The organism is Agarivorans albus, from assembly GCF_019670105.1.
Lineage (GTDB): Bacteria > Pseudomonadota > Gammaproteobacteria > Enterobacterales > Celerinatantimonadaceae > Agarivorans > Agarivorans albus.
In genome coordinates, this window is sequence record NZ_AP023032.1 from 3,067,860 (window position 1) to 3,085,617 (window position 17,758).

Annotated in this window: 17 protein-coding genes; 8 read left to right on the forward strand and 9 right to left on the reverse strand. The window is 42.8% G+C overall.

All coding sequences use genetic code 11. The features are described from left to right. Nucleotides 1-165: 165 nt before the first annotated feature. The 3 genes from K5620_RS13815 to phoB form a co-directional block, all read right to left on the reverse strand. Entirely contained in the window at nucleotides 166-1,587 is a 1,422-nt protein-coding gene (locus K5620_RS13815) for an MltF family protein (RefSeq protein WP_016401760.1), read from the reverse strand. Nucleotides 1,588-1,745: 158 nt separating this feature from the next. Further along, the gene (gene phoR / locus K5620_RS13820) at nucleotides 1,746-3,044 is read right to left on the reverse strand and encodes a phosphate regulon sensor histidine kinase PhoR (RefSeq protein ID WP_016401761.1); all 1,299 of its coding nucleotides are present in this window, start codon (nucleotides 3,042-3,044) and stop codon (nucleotides 1,746-1,748) included. 6 nt (nucleotides 3,045-3,050) lie between these two features. Then, a complete protein-coding gene (gene phoB, locus K5620_RS13825; RefSeq protein WP_040307168.1) occupies nucleotides 3,051-3,743 on the reverse strand; it encodes a phosphate regulon transcriptional regulator PhoB in 693 nt (230 codons plus the stop codon). 317 nt (nucleotides 3,744-4,060) lie between these two features. Here phoB and K5620_RS13830 point away from each other — a divergent pair, with 317 nt between their 5' ends. From K5620_RS13830 to K5620_RS13840, 4 genes are all read left to right on the forward strand, one after another. Next, nucleotides 4,061-4,942 (forward strand): HAD-IIB family hydrolase, encoded by an 882-nt coding sequence (locus K5620_RS13830; protein WP_016401763.1) that lies wholly within the window; start codon nucleotides 4,061-4,063, stop codon nucleotides 4,940-4,942. Between the two features lie 2 nt (nucleotides 4,943-4,944). Next, on the forward strand, nucleotides 4,945-6,156 hold the full coding sequence (locus K5620_RS13835; RefSeq protein ID WP_016401764.1) for a glycosyltransferase family protein: 1,212 nt from the start codon (nucleotides 4,945-4,947) through the stop codon (nucleotides 6,154-6,156). 135 nt (nucleotides 6,157-6,291) lie between these two features. Then, entirely contained in the window at nucleotides 6,292-6,417 is a 126-nt protein-coding gene (locus K5620_RS21825; protein WP_016401765.1) for a hypothetical protein, read from the forward strand. A gap of 39 nt (nucleotides 6,418-6,456) precedes the next feature. After that, nucleotides 6,457-7,167 (forward strand): flagellar brake protein, encoded by a 711-nt coding sequence (locus tag K5620_RS13840; RefSeq protein WP_016401766.1) that lies wholly within the window; start codon nucleotides 6,457-6,459, stop codon nucleotides 7,165-7,167. A 27-nt stretch (nucleotides 7,168-7,194) separates the two neighbouring features. Here the strand turns inward: K5620_RS13840 and K5620_RS13845 are convergent, their stop codons facing one another. Beyond that, complete coding sequence (locus K5620_RS13845; protein WP_016401767.1) at nucleotides 7,195-7,596, reverse strand: hypothetical protein; 402 nt, start codon at nucleotides 7,594-7,596, stop codon at nucleotides 7,195-7,197. A 118-nt stretch (nucleotides 7,597-7,714) separates the two neighbouring features. Here K5620_RS13845 and K5620_RS13850 point away from each other — a divergent pair, with 118 nt between their 5' ends. Both K5620_RS13850 and K5620_RS13855 read left to right on the forward strand, forming a co-directional pair. Continuing rightward, the gene (locus K5620_RS13850) at nucleotides 7,715-8,497 is read left to right on the forward strand and encodes a hypothetical protein (RefSeq protein ID WP_016401768.1); all 783 of its coding nucleotides are present in this window, start codon (nucleotides 7,715-7,717) and stop codon (nucleotides 8,495-8,497) included. 222 nt (nucleotides 8,498-8,719) lie between these two features. Continuing rightward, entirely contained in the window at nucleotides 8,720-10,843 is a 2,124-nt protein-coding gene (locus K5620_RS13855; protein WP_016401770.1) for a methyl-accepting chemotaxis protein, read from the forward strand. A gap of 83 nt (nucleotides 10,844-10,926) precedes the next feature. Here K5620_RS13855 and K5620_RS13860 read toward each other — a convergent pair whose 3' ends face one another. Together K5620_RS13860 and K5620_RS13865 are read right to left on the reverse strand one after the other, a co-directional pair. After that, nucleotides 10,927-11,487, reverse strand: a complete 561-nt coding sequence (locus K5620_RS13860; protein WP_016401771.1) for an outer membrane beta-barrel protein — start codon at nucleotides 11,485-11,487, stop codon at nucleotides 10,927-10,929. 267 nt (nucleotides 11,488-11,754) lie between these two features. Further along, a complete protein-coding gene (locus tag K5620_RS13865; RefSeq protein ID WP_215426394.1) occupies nucleotides 11,755-13,473 on the reverse strand; it encodes a sugar phosphorylase in 1,719 nt (572 codons plus the stop codon). Between the two features lie 420 nt (nucleotides 13,474-13,893). Between K5620_RS13865 and galU the strand changes: the two genes are divergently transcribed. After that, entirely contained in the window at nucleotides 13,894-14,718 is an 825-nt protein-coding gene (gene galU / locus K5620_RS13870; protein ID WP_040307170.1) for a UTP--glucose-1-phosphate uridylyltransferase GalU, read from the forward strand. A gap of 17 nt (nucleotides 14,719-14,735) precedes the next feature. On the opposite strand, the gene K5620_RS13875 is transcribed toward galU, so the two are convergent. After that, complete coding sequence (locus K5620_RS13875; protein ID WP_016401775.1) at nucleotides 14,736-15,227, reverse strand: GNAT family N-acetyltransferase; 492 nt, start codon at nucleotides 15,225-15,227, stop codon at nucleotides 14,736-14,738. Nucleotides 15,228-15,623: 396 nt separating this feature from the next. Further along, nucleotides 15,624-16,166 carry a nuclear transport factor 2 family protein gene (locus K5620_RS13880; protein WP_016401776.1) on the reverse strand — a complete coding sequence of 181 codons (543 nt, stop codon included), beginning with the start codon at nucleotides 16,164-16,166 and terminating at the stop codon, nucleotides 15,624-15,626. Nucleotides 16,167-16,299: 133 nt separating this feature from the next. Between K5620_RS13880 and K5620_RS13885 the strand changes: the two genes are divergently transcribed. Further along, a complete protein-coding gene (locus K5620_RS13885) occupies nucleotides 16,300-16,698 on the forward strand; it encodes a winged helix-turn-helix transcriptional regulator (protein WP_221077385.1) in 399 nt (132 codons plus the stop codon). A 79-nt stretch (nucleotides 16,699-16,777) separates the two neighbouring features. On the opposite strand, the gene K5620_RS13890 is transcribed toward K5620_RS13885, so the two are convergent. After that, the gene (locus K5620_RS13890; RefSeq protein WP_016401778.1) at nucleotides 16,778-17,758 is read right to left on the reverse strand and encodes a hypothetical protein; all 981 of its coding nucleotides are present in this window, start codon (nucleotides 17,756-17,758) and stop codon (nucleotides 16,778-16,780) included.

A 17,758-nucleotide genomic window follows, 5' to 3' on the forward strand; every position in this document is an offset into this window, starting at 1 on the left:
TTGTCCATAACAACTTTAAATGTATTACAATACTATATTTATAAAATAAGATTGGCAATCTACTCGCCAAAGCAATTATCCAGCTTGTGAACCAGCTAAAAAAAGCGAGCATTTCTGCTCGCTTTTCGATTAACTCACTCACCCAATAACAGGTAAAAGCAGGCGCTACTCCTCTTCTCTGTCGCCCTCTAAATCTAAGGCTAAGGTATAGGCGATGTAATACTTGTAAACGTTGGAGACATAACGCACTGTTTCTCTGCCAATAATACGCCCTGCTGCTATTTCCACATTACCAAACCATAGATTGGGATCTAAATTCATTTCTTTAGTGAGTCGGCGCATTTTGTTCATTTTAGTGGGCCCAGCATTGTAGGCCGCCCAAATGAGGGCCATCCGCTCACTGTCTTCAATGCCTTCTTCATTAATATAATGTGTACGCAACCAGGCCAAGTATTTAATTCCAGCCGCGATATTTTGTTCAGGATCGCTTAAATCGCTGTAGCCCATTTGTTTAGCAGTTGAAGGCAATAACTGCATAATACCGCGCGCCCCGCGATGGCTAACTTTGGTATTGTCTAAGCCCGACTCCTGATAACCCTGGGCAACAATCGCTAGGTAATCAAAGTCGTATTCATTGGCATACTTTTTAAAGAAAGGCACATAACGGTTAAAACGCATTCGATCTTCAGAATTGGCTAAGCGATTAATCCACGCAGTATGGTCGAAATAGCGATTAAGCAAAGTATTGCCTAGTAGACTTCCTTGTTTAACTTGCTTATTTACAAACTCTTGTAAGTTTTCTTGTAGCTTAGGATTAGTTTTACGTACAGCCCAGCCTAAGCTTTGATTGCGACTGGTAGTAAGTTGTTCATTGATCCGAATATCTTTAAACACCTTTTCCCACAAGTGTGCTTTGTAATCATCAATAATGGTATAAGGCATCACTCCCGCGTTCACCAGCTCCAAAATATCTTCAGACAACAAGTTACCATCGGCTTCTATTACTTTAATCGGTTTAACGCCGCGCATTTTTAAGGTGAAATTGAGGGCTTTTAAGTGCTCGGCATAACTGCTGCCATCCATCACGTAGACCTTTTTACCCGACAGCTCTTCCCAGCTGTTTACCTTTGGCGCATCTTTATTACTCACTAATACTTCATTCACCCCTTCTGCATTACCTAAGGCGAAACGCAGTTGTTTCTTACGCTCCGGGGTTGCGGTTAAAAAGGCGGCTACCACATCTCCCCGACCCGCCTCTAAAGCAGGAATAAGCTGATCAAAATGCACTGGCACGATTTTCACTTTGGTTTTTTCTACATCACGCCTAATACCTTGATTGAGAAACTTCTCGTACAAATGCAGCAACTCGATTTGAATGCCAAGCGGCCGCCCATCTGCCAAATGAAAATCTGACTTACCGTAAGTCACCAAGGCACGAATAATTTTGCGCTCTTTAATTTCGGGTAGGTCACCAACAAAAGGTTCGCGGATATAAAAGGGAAATTGCAGTAAATCGCTACTCTCTGGAAGCTCCACCTCATCTTCCACCGCTGCACTAGGCAAGGCGAATAAGACGAGCCAAGCCATGCTCAGCATTAAGATAAAATTGCGTAAAAGACCCTGTAATTTCAAAGGAATACCATTACAAATCAAACTTATACTTCAGTATAAGCTCAATTGTTCAAAAAGTATCAGTAGAATTGAAAGCTGTGAAGCCAGACGCTTTGCTGGCTTCACCAAGAGGATTATTGCTGGATAAACAGCTTACGAGGAATGATAAAACTAAAGGTACTTCCCTTGCTCACGCTGCTCTTAATTTTAAGCTGGCTATCATGATGTTGCAGCGCATGTTTAACAATAGATAAGCCAAGGCCAGCACCACCAGTATCGCGAGAACGCGCTTTATCTACGCGATAGAAACGCTCGGTAAGACGTTGTAGGTGTTTACGTTCAATACCCGGGCCTGAGTCTTTAACCAAAAACAACGCGCCCTGCGGAATCAGCGATAAACTCACATGGATCTCGCCGGGTTGCCCGCAATACTTAATGGCATTACTCACTAGGTTGCCACAAGCACTACGTAGCTGTTCACGATCACCTTTAATTTCTATATCTGGGGCGATGTCAAAACTAAAACTTAACTGTTTACCTTTTGCTAAACCGGCTACTTCGGCCTCTAGATTACCCACCATGCTCGAGAAGTTAATAGTCTCTTGATTATCTTCCACTGAGGCTGATTCAATTTTGGCCAGAGTAAGCAGCTGATTAACCAAGTTCTCCATGCGGCTACTTTGATCCAACATGGTATTGCGCGCTTTGCCCCAAATCATTGGGTCAACTTCATCTTGGTCGAGCATTTCTAAATAACCGCGCATTACCGTTAAAGGTGTGCGCAGTTCATGGCTAACGTTAGATACAAAGCGTTTGCGCATCTTTTCCAGTTTACGTAGCTGGCTCACATCACGAATCACTAATAGCAACTGTTGTTGGCTATAAGGCATGGCACGAAATTCTAACCACACGTTACTTTGCACAGGGCTAACTATTTCAAGAGGTTGATCGAAACGGGCTTTACGCAGGTAATTTACAAACTTGGGGGTACGAACAAGGTTGGTTAGGTGCTGCCCAGCATCGGCTGGCCACTTTAAACCAAGCATGCCTTGGGCTAACTGATTACACCACAAAATGGCGCCATCTTGGTTAATCACTACAATGGCATCGGGTAAAGCTTCGGCGCCCAAACGAAAGTACTTCATCAATTGGGCTAGCTCTCGCTCACGGCCTAAACGGCGTTTAAGCATGTTATAAATGCCGTGGAACACCGGCTCCCAGCTGCCAGAACCATGCGGAGGGGACAACTTTCGTTGGTTATATAACCAATCAAGCAATTTATGTTGTTGGGTGTACATCCATACAATATGTATAACCGCTGCCAACAAACACATTTCTAGGGTATAACCGGTAAACATACCCAGAACAAATAAAGGCGAGTACACCAAGGCCACTCGCCACAATACTCGTTGCCAAGAGAAAGGCACAAACATCCGTATTTACTTCACCCTAGTTGAAAAACGGTAACCGGAACCTCGTACAGTTTGAATTAAACGGTCATATCCTTGAAGGCCAATCGCTTTACGTAAGCGACGAATATGCACATCCACTGTTCGGTCTTCCACATACACGTTAGTACCCCAAACGTTGTTGAGCAACTGCTCACGACTATAAACACGCTCAGGGTGAGTCATAAAGAAGTGCAGTAGCTTAAACTCTGTTGGCCCCATATCCAAGGGTTCATTTTCAACGCTAACGCGGTGAGAAACCGGATCAAGGCGTAAGCCTTGTACTTCAATGGTTTCTTCTAAAGAAGTAGGTGATATACGGCGAATTACCGCTTTAACACGTGCCATTAACTCTTTAGGCGAGAAAGGCTTAGTTAAGTAATCATCTGCACCGGCTTCTAAACCTTGAACCTTGTCTTCTTCTTCGCCTTTTGCGGTCAACATAATAACCGGAATTTGACGAGTAAGATCGTGGCGACGCATGTGCTTAATAATTGAAATCCCACTGCCACCAGGCAACATCCAATCTAACAGAGCTAACTCTGGGTAAGGTTCTGTTAGTTTAGCTAAAGCTTGGTCATAGTCGGCGGCTTCAATCGGCTCATAACCATGCTGCTCTAATACAAAACATAGCATTTCGCGGATTGGAGCTTCATCTTCTACAACAAGTATCTTCCTGGGCATCTCATTCATCTCAATCTAAGAAACTGTGGCAATTATGCGACGTATTAATGACAGATTTATGACAAGCCTCAGTGTAAATCAAAGGCTTAAGTAAATATAGCACTTGCCATTTTGGTGCAAAGCAAGAGTATATTGTTCAGCCTGCACCACTTAGGTTCAAAGCTTCCATCTCTAGAAGCTAAACCAATGAATATTAAACCCTTAACAAACTATTGATAAATATGAGATTTACTAAGTCTTTATAAAAGTTTTTTGCCTTTGTGGCATTGCTCGTGCTTCGTCTTGTAGAAACTCATTCAGTTAAATTTAGGGGCAGCATGCAGTATTTCGCTAAGCAACTATCATCAACAGAGCTATACACCACCGCCAGTAGCTTACTGGTATTTACGGATTTAGATGGCACCTTGTTAGATCATGATAGTTATAGTTTTGAGGCTGCCGTACCCAGTTTAAACCAGTTAAAGCTTCTAAAAGTGCCGGTTATCTTTAATACCAGTAAAACCTTTATGGAAGTATTAGAGCTGCAGAAAAAGATGGCCTTACAACAGCCTTTTGCCATCGAAAACGGCTCAGCCGTTTGTATTCCAGCCGACAGCCCTATTCAACATGAGCAGCTCAGCCCTATTAATGTTGGCAAACAGCATTGGAAAATAAAGACCTTTGGCCCTAGCTACCCCGACATTTGCCAATACCTTAGTGTTTTGCGCCAACAGCACCATTTTCGCTTCCAAGGGTTTAACGACATGAACCTAAGCGAAGTACAGCTTAATACCGGTTTAGCAAAATACGATGCGCAATTGGCCAAGCAAAGAATGGCCTCAGAGCCACTACTTTGGAATGACAGCGATGCGCAACTAAAGGTGTTTACCGAGAAGCTTGCCGAACACAATTTAGCGGTAATAAAAGGGGGTCGCTTTTATCATGTAAAAGCCAAGTTTGATAAAGCCGACGCCATGCACTGGTTTAACAAAATATATAAAGACCATTTTCAGCGCAACTTTACCAACATAGCCCTAGGTGATAGCGATAACGACCTAAGTATGCTGGAACAAGCTGACATTCCAGTAGTGATTCCTCGCAAACACTCTCAAGCACTGGTAATTAACCACCCAAATTCTTGCCAAGCACCCCACCCCGGGCCGCATGGCTGGCATCAATCGATGCAACAAATTTTACATTCCTTACTTAATGGAGCATAACCATGGCTGATTTTTATCAAAACGGTATTGTGACTACCTTACATAACTTAACTGATCGTCCACTCGAAGAGTTAGAACAGGAGCTCATAGCGTTTTCAAAAGTTAGACCTATGAGTTTGGTTCTACCTTCGCTATTTTCGGAGCTAGAGCGCCCGGCATTGGCAACCATTGTTGAAGAGTTAGCTAAGGTGCCTTACCTAAGCGAAATCATCATTGGTTTAGACTGTGCCACCGAAGAGCAATTTGCTTACGCAAAAGAATACTTCTCGGGCTTACCGCAGCACGTGCGCATATTGTGGAACGACGGTCCTCGCCTGCGCGCCTTAGACGCCCAACTCGCCGAGCACAACTTAGCCCCTAAAGAACCCGGTAAAGGCAGAAACGTTTGGTATTGTTTTGGTTACGCGCTTGCGTCTGGAAAAAGCAAAGCAGTGGGTCTGCACGACTGTGACATTATCACCTACGACCGAAGCATGTTAGCTCGCCTAATGTACCCGGTAGCCAACCCTCTATTTAACTACGAGTTCTGTAAAGGTTTTTACGCCCGCCATGCCGATGGCAAACTAAATGGCCGTGTGGCTCGCTTACTAGTAACGCCACTATTAAAAGCCTTGAAGAAAATTGAAGGTTATGACGATTACTTAGAATACCTAGATAGCTTCCGTTACTCTTTAGCGGGTGAGTTTTCAATGCAGTCAGACGTATTAAATGACTTGCGCATTCCATCAGACTGGGGTTTAGAGATAGGCGTATTATCTGAAATTTACCGCAATCACTCCACCAACCGAATTTGTCAGGTAGACATTGCAGATGTTTACGACCATAAACACCAAGACTTAAGCCTAGACAACTTAGACGCTGGCTTAGCTAAAATGGCCACCGATATTAGTAAGGCGGTCATTCGTAAGTTAGCAACCCAAGGACATACATTCAGCCCCGGCAAACTACGTACACTAAAAGCTACTTACTACCGTATGGCCTTAGATTTCATTGAAAACTACCATGCAGACGCATTAATCAATGGTTTAACCCTAGATCGCCACTCTGAAGAAGATGCAGTAGAACTGTTTTCTAAAGCGGTAATGCAAGCAGGTGAAACCTTCTTAGAAAATCCTTCTGCCACACCATTCATACCAAGTTGGAACCGAGTACAAAGTGCAGCGCCAGACTTTTTAGAGCGTTTGTACGAAGCTGTTGAAGCTGATAACTGCTAGATTTTCAGATTAACTCTCACTAAAAAGCTTGTTCTTTGAACAAGCTTTTTTATTGCCCCGCATTCGTAAAAAGTCAATTTAACATCCTATCCCTTCTTACAATCGCTACAGATAAGCACAACGGAAGTAATGAATATGAATCGTAAACGAATGGCAGCAATGATCGTTTTTTTAGCCACCGTATTAGCGCTAGATTTTGAGATTATGGCTGAAGAATTATTAGACTCGCGCAGTAGCCAAAGCTCGCAATTTGATCAGTAAAGTATAACGCCGCAGGGCAATAACAAGAGGGTTAGCAACTTGAGCAAACATCAAATCACCACTGATAGAACAACCATTGTAAATACCCTAACTAAATTAAGCCCTGGCGCAATGGTCGACATTCAATTGTCGGCAAACAAGCTACAACGTATTAAAGCCAAACTGGTGGGTTATCAAGAAGGTGCTTACTTTGCCTTTTCTTTGCCTCAACACATTTATGCCCAGCAGCAAGACCATATGTTTGAAGGTAAAAGTTGTGTGATAAGAATGATCGTTGAGGGTGATGCAGGCCTGTGTGTCGCCTTTAAAACCAAGCTCATCACCATAAACAAAAAGCCACAAATTATGCTATTTGTTGAATACCCAGAGCAGATCGAGTTTATTCAGCTTCGCCATAAAAGCCGCATTAATACTCACCTACCAGTAGTAATTAGTGAGCAGCAAGCAGCCAGCGTTTCGGCTGAGCAAGCATCCAGCAATATGTTGGAAGGCGTAGTACTAGATTTGTCGGAGGGTGGCTGCCGAATAGAATTAGCAGCGCCATCTCAAAGCTTAAGTATGGTGTTTGTACAAATAATCTTACGTTTCCCACTCAACCCAGAAAAGCCAATAGTGTTAAACGGCACCATTAAAAGCCAGCAGCAAACCAGCGACAAATTGAGAGTGGGCATTCAATTTGATGCCAACAAACAGCTCAAAGCAGTATTCAACAAGCTTAATATGTTTAACCACCCTAGCTTGGCGGCCTAAAAAGCAGCAATGAACAGCGCTGCTAACTTAGCCTTTTTTGTCGTGAAGCAATTTATCTATTTGATAGATAACTTCTAATTGTTCTGCATTTCTCGACAATAGAGCATCCCACATTTTTAACATAGAAGCTTTTGCCGGAGGCTTAACGCCAGCCTCTCTCTCTGCCGCAGTAAGCGGCAATAGTTGCACCACACTAATATCCATGGCTTTTGCAATAGCACACATGTCTAACATGGTTAGTTGGCTGGTGCCTTCGCGATCTAATTTTGCGTAAACCGAGCTGGTAGGTAAATTCGCTTTATTTGCTAAGGTTTTTTTAGACCAAGCCAAGTTGGCCATTAAAAACTCTAAACGCTCTATTTGCATCCCACGTATTTGCGCATCCTTAAGCCCAAAAAACTCATACCCTTCGCTGTCTAAATCTGGCATTCCAAAATCCGTAATTTAGTTCTCTCAGCCTTCCAATATATAGAAAGTCCCTTTGTTAAGCTAACACCAAGCTACAAAACCAAAGTGCAGTAATGCTATCAAATATGAGGATAACAAAATGAGTGGACCAACAAAGTGTGGATTCAAACAAGGTTATTTATTCGCTTTTCATCCAGAACTAAAAGCTTCACTAATCATTAAACTACTATTTGCAGTAAGTGCATTACTATTGCTTAGCGCCTGTGAACCTAAAGGAGCCGTAGATTTGCGCAGTAAATGCAGCAGCAATTGCGATAGAAACGGCAATAACGGCCACATTCCCACTCCACCAAAGGGAGCCACGTTAACCACTGCTGGAATCTATCGTGACCACGCGAATGACCATGTAGCCACCATCGACCAAAATGGCAGAGTGTTGTTTTGGGATGACTACTCCCAAGACCGTGAACTTGAACAACGAGCGTTAGTACAACGAGTGGTGAGTCTTGAAACAGCTTACCTAGAAAACAAATCCTGCATGCTAGCTTATAACGGCAGCTTATCAGATCATCACTATAGTTTTAGCCAAGAAGACAACAACTTACTATTTTCAAGTTCTTGCGGAGATGCAAGGTTCTACCGAAAAGCACTGTCACCGAGCCCTAAAACTAGCACTCAAATGTTCTCTGACTCGCCACAAATGCTGTTTCACATTTCCGGTGAAAGCCTAGAGTTAAGCCAAACATTTGTTAGCAATATAGAAGGTGAAAAAGCCGAATTATCAGCCAATGGTTTCCTAAGCCTCCCTGATCCCAATAACCATTGTGTTCAAGAGTTCTTAATAGATCATCTAGCACTTATTTTGCTGAGTAGCCCAAATTGCCAAGATACAGGTTTCGAATCAGGTATTTATAGCTATTAGTCGCTCATTTCTTCATAAGGCCAAGCCATAAAAACGCGCTTTAACAAGGCAAAGGCGCACCACATTGAGACATGAGCACCACTAAAGACCACAAAGCAAGTACACAAAACAACCAAAGCGAACAACAAATAAACAAAAGCATCAAAAATAAGCCCCATTTTAATGCAAGGCATTAATTTTGCTTAAAAAAGGCAAAAAATAATATAAATGGACTTAGACTCTATGCAATTAACACAACAAGAAAAACACTGGTTACCTATTTTTGGTAACAGCGGAAAGCTAGCTATGCGTAAAGCGAGCTGGTTAAACCGAAAACGAAAGCCACAACTAAAACAAACCTTTGAAAGCATCTCGAGTACACGAGTAAAACTATTACAAGGCTGGGCCAATACCCAATGGGATTTTCTTCAAGATGCTATGTTTTATCTCGCCACCAAACCCTTAGAACAACAACCGGAAGTTCTGTCTCAGTTGCTAAGCCGCAATAGTGACTTCTCTGAACTATTTATTGTTGATTCTCAAGGCAAGGTTAGCGCCAGTAGCTATAAGCCACATACAGGACAAATAGCTGCTAGCAAACAAGCCCTAGAGCAAGGCCTTAGCCAGCAATTTTTGCACGGCCCTTATCAAGATCCACGCACCCTAGCCCCTGGTCCGTCTAGCTCAAAATTTCATGACCAAGTTACCTTAATGTTCTACCAGCCTTTGGAGGTTAACGGTGACGTGGTGGGCTGCTTATGTGGCCGAGTGCCTAACGATGTATTGGGTGATTTAATTCAGCGCGAAGCTGGTCACATATATAGTGAGTCGGGTGACAATTACATTTTCATGGTGGATGCCAATTTTGACCCGAGCATTAAGCCAGGTACCGCATTGTCTCGTTCACGCTTTGAAGACAACACCTTTTCTCATGGGGAAAACTTAAAATCTGGAGTGAGCACCGATTGGGGCACAGTAAAAGTAGCCAAACATACCGAGTTTGAAATCAGATTTACTGATCCAGCCACTAATGAGCTACACCCAGGCGTGAGAGAAACCATCAAAAATGGCAGTAACCTGTTTATCGATTACCCCGGTTATTCGGATTACCGACACATTCCGGTGATTGGTAAAGGCATTACCTTTCAGCTACGCGGTTCACTTGATCGCTGGGGAATGATGTGTGAAGCCGACCTTGAAGAAGTATATCGCCACCGTTCACTAAGCCATAAGTTAAGCAACAAATACTTAATAAGCTCACTGTTTAGCCTTGTACCTCCTCTATTAATTGCTCAACAATTCGCCCTTAGCATTAATCAACTAGCTGGGCTACTGGTGTTATTTTCAGCCCTTAGCTTCTTTGGTTTTAAGCAAATCGTCGCTAAGCCATTGGCTAAACGTTTAGAAAACATGAGTGGGGTGATTCAAACCATTGCCGAAGGTGATGGCGACTTAAAACGTCGCTTAGATGCTAATAAGTTTAAGCCCGACGAAACCGGTGATTTAGGCCGTTGGATTAACAGCTTTATTGATAACCTTGAAGGCGTTGTCGGCGGTATTATTTATGCCTCTAACGAGGTTAAACAGGTGAGCAGCTCTATGTTGCGTCGCTGTGGAGTGGTTGATAACTGTACTCAACAAACCTCCAATTCCATCGACTCACTGCTTAACTTAGCGCAACACCAACAAACCGACATTGTTAAAGCCACTCGGTCTGCCGAGAACCTACAGCAAGTAATGACCGACATGGTTGAAAATGCCGAAACCGAATACCAGCACGCCGTAGAAAATACTCAAGAAATCAAACGCATTGTAGAAGCTTCAGCCAAAAGCGTTAACCAAGTTAACGATGAAATGAAGCAAATCGAAGACATTGTGAAGCTAATTACCGAGATCACCGAGCAAACCAACTTACTGGCGCTAAATGCCGCCATTGAAGCAGCACGCGCCGGTGAACATGGTCGTGGCTTTTCGGTCGTGGCCGACGAAGTGAGAAATCTTGCCACGCGAACTTCAGACGCAGCCAAGCACATTGGCAACACCATGGGTAAACTGCGTGTTAAAACCGAAACGGCTGTCGATTACATGGAGCAAGGCGTTAAAAATGTTGACCAAAGCTCTGCCCTGCTGGACTCTGGCAGCCGTAGCGACGAACTACAACAAGCGGTCGAAAGTATGTTCACTACCATTAATATGATTGCCGGCAACAGTGAACGTCATAGCGAAACTGCCGAGCAGGCTCAAGTGACGACCTCTTCCTTAGAGCTATCATCTCAGCAACTAACTCGCCGAACCACGCTAGTGAAAAACTCAATTATTCGCCTGCATCAACTAGTCGAACGCTTTGAAGTGACAAAAGCCGCATAAGCAACCATCATCCCTAAACTAAAAAACCAGCGCTTGGCGCTGGTTTTTTTTATTTAGCTAAATATTTTAAACTAAGCCCAAGCCTAGAACTTGTATTTAGCGCCAAAATAAAAGCTAGAGTAATCAACTGATAGACTATCTATATCTGCAGCAACATTTTTATAGCCTAGCGCTAAACCGAATCTGTTTGCATCGTAACCCGCTTCAAGACCGTAGGTAAAACCTAATCCATCATCTTCAGCTTTAATAGAGCCTTGGTCGTCTCTAACTTCAAGTTCTACGCTATATGAGCCTACACCGACCAATCCAGCTAGGTACAAGCCACTATCTGAAAACTTGTAAGTAGGTTTTACATTTAACGACAAGCCTGAACCAGTTGTTTCCATGCTAAGACCATTATTACTCATCGTGTTGCTTCCCATATATAGGTATTCGATTTCGCCGTCGATAAGCCAACCGCCATCCAAATCGAAGCGCTTACCAAAAGCGAACGACGCCCCTAAATCAAGATCTTGACTCAGAGCGTCAATGTCAATTGTACCGGTAGGAAGTAAGTTTAGACCTACGTAAAAATCTCGAGGAGCATCAGATGCATTGGCGCCAAATGCCAACAAACTTAGGCCAATTAATGCTGCTTTTTTCATTGCATATCCTTATACATAAATTGCAGAAATCGTTTTGCGAAGTCTTAGGCCTTTAATACTTTAAAAGTAAAATAAGGCAAAAGAACAACCGCGGATTAAACAGCAAATTGGTGAACCAATCAAGAGTGATATTTATCTTTTTGTAGACAAATATCTCATCTTTGACAAAAGATTCAATAAAGTATAAAAACCATACAAAACAAATAAAAGGAATAGAAAAGTTAAGCAACACAATAGTAAAGAAACAACTATTGGTATACCAATTTACTAATCTGGCACTAACCACAGCACCTGATAAGGCTTGAGCTTATACTCAGCCAGTATCACTTTTTCATCACTCAGTAAGTCTTCACATTCAGCTTGATAAGCCTGCGGCAGCTGGGCGTAGTGCTCTACTTGTTGTGGGTATTTGGTCAAGTTAAACACGGCCAACAAGCCATTGCGCTTGGCGCCGTCGTCTGCAGTTCTTGGGGCATCGCCTCGCTGTAATACAAACAGAGCGTCACCACAGTCATAAACCCGCTGGGCAGCTTCAGGATGAAAAGCTGCGATGGTTTTGCGTAAGGCCAGTAAATCGCGATAGCGCTGAAAAACCAGCGCTTGCGAGCTATGCTCTTGTGCCAATAGCTTCTCAAAATCTTGACGATCCCAGCGATGACGGTTAATTGAACGAGTGCGGCCTGTTTGCTCAACCAACGATTGGTCATTTTCAGTGGCGGTTAAGCTATGAATGTAAATGCCGGGAATGCCTTGCAAGCTCAATAGCAATTTTTGGCTACATAAAAAGCGCTCGACTTGCCATTGGTCTGATCCGGTACGTGTTCCTTGTAAAGCGTCAAATAAGGAGATGTTTAGCTCGTAAGGGTTTTGAGTACCATCTCCGTTAGACTTCATGCTTACAAAGCCACCAAAATTGTGTACCGACTCAGCTAAGTCTGCAATTTCGTGTTTGGGAATAATCTGTTCAACCGCCCTCACCCCTATACCATCGTGTGACGCAACAAAGTTGAAGTAGTTACAGCCTTTTGGCAAAGCCACTAAATCCCTCGCCCACGCAGTTAGGTAATGGCCGTTGCCTCGGTTTAGAGCGTGTAATAATAAAGGCGGTAGCGCAAACTGGTAGACCATGTGGGCTTCGTCACCTTCACCAAAATAGCTAATATTTTCTTGGTGAGGCACGTTCGTTTCGGTGATTAACACCATATTAGGGTCCAGCTGCTCCATCACCCAGCGCAGCAATTTAACAATGGCGTGGGTTTGTGGCAGGTGAATACAGTTAGTGCCGAGAATCTTCCATACAAAGGCCACAGCATCTAAACGAATAAAACGGGCACCATGCTTTAGATAGAACAAGAAAATATCCACAAAGGCTAACAGCACTTTAGGGTTAGCAAAATTTAAATCTATTTGATCATCACTAAAGGTGGCCCAAACATGTTTTAAGCCTTGGCGGGTATAAACATCAACAATTAGCGGGCTAGTTCGTGGGCGGGTTACAGCACTGTAATCAAGCGTAGGATCCGATTCAACAAAGTAGTCCTGCCCTTCACCTGAGCCATTTACAAAATCATTAAACCATAAGCTTTGGCGGGAGCAGTGGTTCATTACCAAATCAAACATCAACTCAAAATCTTGATTTAACTTGGCTACATCGGTCCAATCACCAAGGCTGTAGTTAACTTGATAGTAGTCGATCACCGAAAAGCCATCATCGGAGCTAAAGGGGAAAAAAGGTAGAATATGCACCGAACTCACTAAGCCCGATAAGTACTCGCGTAAAAACTGATGCAAACTTTGTATAGGCATTAACTCATTGCTTAATACACTGTCACCATAGGTTATTAATATCACGTCTTGTTCAGACCAAGCTTGATAGCGAGGAAAGCCGGCTTTGCTTTGTTCAATCTTTTGGATGATGTCTTGGCTTAAATTGGGGTCTAAGGATGTTCCATATACTTGCTTAAGTAATAACTCGAGTTCTTCCATAAAGGCTCCCACCATGGCTTGCTTAGCGTTCTATTAATAAAGTATTTCCAATAACTATGCCAAGGCTAGCTAACTGGGTCGCTCGAGCACATTTAAAATTAAGCAATTGTTTTATATGAATAAATTGTGAAATAAATACCACCTACTTTTTATAGCTAGGAATAGACAGCCTAAATAGCGCAATAGCAATGTGCCATTTTAACGCAGCATTTAGCTTGGCCCTCTTGATTTGCACCATAAAGGTGCATAGCCAATCATACTCAAACCCAGTTAAATCAAAAATAAACCGATTATTTATAAACAAAACAATAATTTAGCTACTTTGTATCTATTCACGGCATCGCTCTTGCTCTAGTAATTACAGATACTAACCAACCAACATTCAACAAGATTGTACGGTTACAAGGAGTTCCAATGACCATGATTAAGAAATGTTTATTTCCCGTTGCAGGCTATGGCACCCGCTTTTTACCCGCTACCAAGTCTATGCCTAAAGAAATGTTGCCCATAGTAAACAAGCCTTTGGTTCAATACGGTGTAGAAGAAGCGGTAGCTGCAGACATGAGCGACATGGCCTTTATTACTGGCCGGGGTAAGCGCGCAATTGCCGACCACTTTGATATTAGTTATGAACTGGAAAACGAAATTGCTGGCACCAGCAAAGAAGAATACTTAAAAGAAATTCGTCACTTGGTCGACCACGTAGATTGTACCTTTACTCGCCAAAAGAAAATGATGGGCCTAGGCCACGCAGTATTGTGTGGTGAAACTTTAATTGGTCAAGAACCCTTTGGCGTTGTGCTAGCCGATGACTTGTGTTTTGGTGATGATGGCGGCGTACTGGCGCAAATGACCAAACTTTACGAGCAATTCCGCTGCTCGATTATTGCAGTAATGGAAGTACCGCGAGAAGAAGCGCACAAATACGGGGTTATTGAAGGCGAAGCGCTGCGTGATGACTTATTCCGAGTCACCTCAATGGTAGAAAAACCAGCCAAAGGTGAAGAACCATCAAACCTTGCAGTAATTGGCCGTTACATCTTAACGCCAGATATTTTCAGCCTTATTCGCGATACCAAGCCGGGGAAAAATGGCGAAATTCAACTTACCGACGCACTCCTTACTCAGGCCCAAAACGGCTGCGTAATGGCCTACAAATTTAAAGGTAAACGATTTGACTGCGGTAGTGTTGAAGGTTTTGTTGAAGCTACCAACTACTGCTTCGAGAACCTTTACGGCAAGTAAGTAACTCACTGCGTCAGTTAAGCGACTGGCGCAGTATTTTCTACAAACATCGGCTGTGGGTTAAAACCCATATGTACTAAGGGGTAACCTGTGTAACGCTCAGGTCGCTTCCACAATACTTCAAAACGATGCCTTAAATAAAAGCTAAAGGCTTCGGCATTATCGGCAAATAAATGTAGCTCTAATCGCGAACGTAAGCTCTTGGCCAACTCTAATAACTGCGAGCCAATTCCCCTGCGCTGCCAGCACGGCGCAACAAACAGAGCAATAAGTTTGCTTTCTACCAAGGCTAAAAATCCACATACTTGGCCTTCTACTTCAGCCACCCACACTTCCGCTTTATATTGATACAAGCGCTGCAAAGCATCTTGGCGCTCCCACCAATACTTGCTAGGTAGAAAATCGTGGGCACGTAAACTGGCAGACAGCCAAATCTCGCCTATATCTTCGTAATCGTTCTGCTCTGCTGTTCGCAGGGTTAAACCTGCAGCATTAGTAAAAGAGTTCAATGAGTAAAACCATTACTGTTCATCCAGACCAACAGTATGGTAACTAACAAAAGATCTCGGTGTGAATTAGATCGAATTTTGTACGCTTTAAAACGATGAAGATCACAGCCTACTAACAAAAATGATGCATTAACTAATCAAAAATTCTTAGCAAGACAATTACTGCAGACTATAAATCTAGCAAAGTAAATCTGATAAGCACTAATTCAACCAACAAAAAAAATCAAACACTTACAATCTTCCATGGTAGCTAAAATACTTAAAATACGCGCCAGGAAGAAGTTCGTGATGACTCTACTATAGAACCAAATATTCAGTTTTTGCGGGGATATAGCGGCCAAATACAGTTGGCCGCTAACAACAAAGAATAAAGGTCTCAATGCCTCTAATATCTAATTAAAAAACACCATTTGAGTTAGCGATATCACCGCCGCTAATAAGGGAATATACTCGCATGGAAAAATCGAGTGCTTGTATTGAATCCCAATGTTCAACTATTCGCCCTTCTTCAATACGCCAAGTATCGATGATATTCATCCCTTTTTGGTCGTTTCCCCTGTCTTCCTTCTCTAAGGTGGCATGAGAGTGAAAAATCACATAATCACCATCAACGTAGATATGTTTAACATCGTATGTATAGTCTGGGTAATCTTCGACAAACTCTTCAAGGAAACCAACCAGACCGGTTACTTTGTCAGGTAAGTTTCTGTTGTGCTGCACGTAGGCGCTGTCATTGTAGTTTTGCATAACGTAGTCAAAATTATGGTTATTCATAAGGTTTTGCACAAAATCGCTTATTAACTCTGCATTGGCTAACTCTTGCTCTGTCCAACTGGCTTTCTTAAGTGAGGGTAAATCAATGATCAAAGTGTCTTTTGACTGGGCAAGTGCCATTGTGCTCACGAACAAAAGAATAAACGAACTAAGTACTTTAAACATGGTTGACTCCAATAGTTGTTGCGCTAAATAAGTATACATTGATAACCATGGTAATTATTAGTAACCTACAAAACAAGAAGGCACTAAATGCTTAGTTAGGCAGCTTTTGGTAACCAGTACTTAGGTTGTGTAAATGGAAGGAGTGATTAAAGTGGTAGAAAAAGCAAAATCAACAAGACGCATTTTTTACAATGATGCGAGCTGCCCGGTGCGTAATGTTGTGGCACAAATCGGTGATAAATGGTCTTTGCTTATTCTCTTTGCCTTAGTAGATGGAGCTGATCGATTCAATGCGCTTAAATCAAGAGTAGAAGGTATTTCTCAACGAATGTTAACCCAAACTCTGCGAGATCTAGAGCGAGAAGGTTACGTGAATAGAACGGTATACCCTGAAGTACCAGTAAAAGTTGAATATGCGCTGACAACAATGGGTAAGGATCTGGTTAAGCCCTTATACAAGTTGGTATCTTGGGCTGACGAGCATCAAGACGAGATTAATCGCGCCAGAAAAGAATATGATGAAAACCGATAGTGTTTCAAACCACTATTAACAGCTAAACCGGCCAGCGCTAAGCACGCTGGCAAGTTTAAACTCTATTAATGAATAAGGGCTAGTTAACTTGGTATCTCAATAACACTTGATTATCGAGAACCACGTTTGTTGACCAAATAAAGCTCGCTCCCGCGCCACTGAACTTGTCGATAAAGTTCATATACGCTTTTTTGTTGTTTACTCCAATTTCATCTTCTGAATACAAGCTCGCCTGTGGCCACGCACTAGCGTCAAACTCTTTAGCCATCCAATTGCTTGGCGTTTCCCAATGCACGGCAAAAGCATCTTGCCCATCATCAGTGCCTTGCGTTGTGCAGCTATCCGACAAGCGTTTGCCTGCAACTTCATTTAAGCAGCTAAGATCATATATTGGCGATGTGTAATAGGTTTGAGCTTGCCAATCTGCATTGGTGACAGTTCCATCGCTAAAGCTAGCAATAAAGCCACCATCGCCAGGGTGGAACGCTTTACCTCGATTATTCTCGGAGCCTAGCCCTAGGTTCTCTTCCCAATCAATTACTTTAACGGCAATGGTGTAGGGTTTACTGACCTTAAATTTCACGATACTGGAGTTAAATGGTGTGAAAGGCACTGTATCAACGGCGATCAGCGTGCCATTAATGTAGAGTTCAAAGTAGTTGTCAGCAAAGATATAACCGGTTACTTCTTCTCCTTCGGGATCAACCACTACCACTGGAACAGAGTCTTGAGCTACTTCAGCGATGCTTTTAGGAGTAATGTTGGCACACTCTTCATAAAGGTCGACAGCCTTAGCGGCAGTAGCATAGTTAACATCCGCCGGGACCGTCCAAGATTTGCCCGTCGAGTCAGTCACTTCACCTATACCGGCAACTCGACTGCGACCGTTTTTGCACTCAAAAATATTAGCTTCTACTGTTTTTGCAAAGCCTTGAGTAATGCTACCCGAACCTTTGTAGTTGCTAGTGTCTTTAGCAAAGGCGAAGGATGATATTAAAAGCAGCGTAGTGAGTAGAGTTGCTGATGAAAACCTTGTATCTCGTCGAGCTCTATTGTTCAT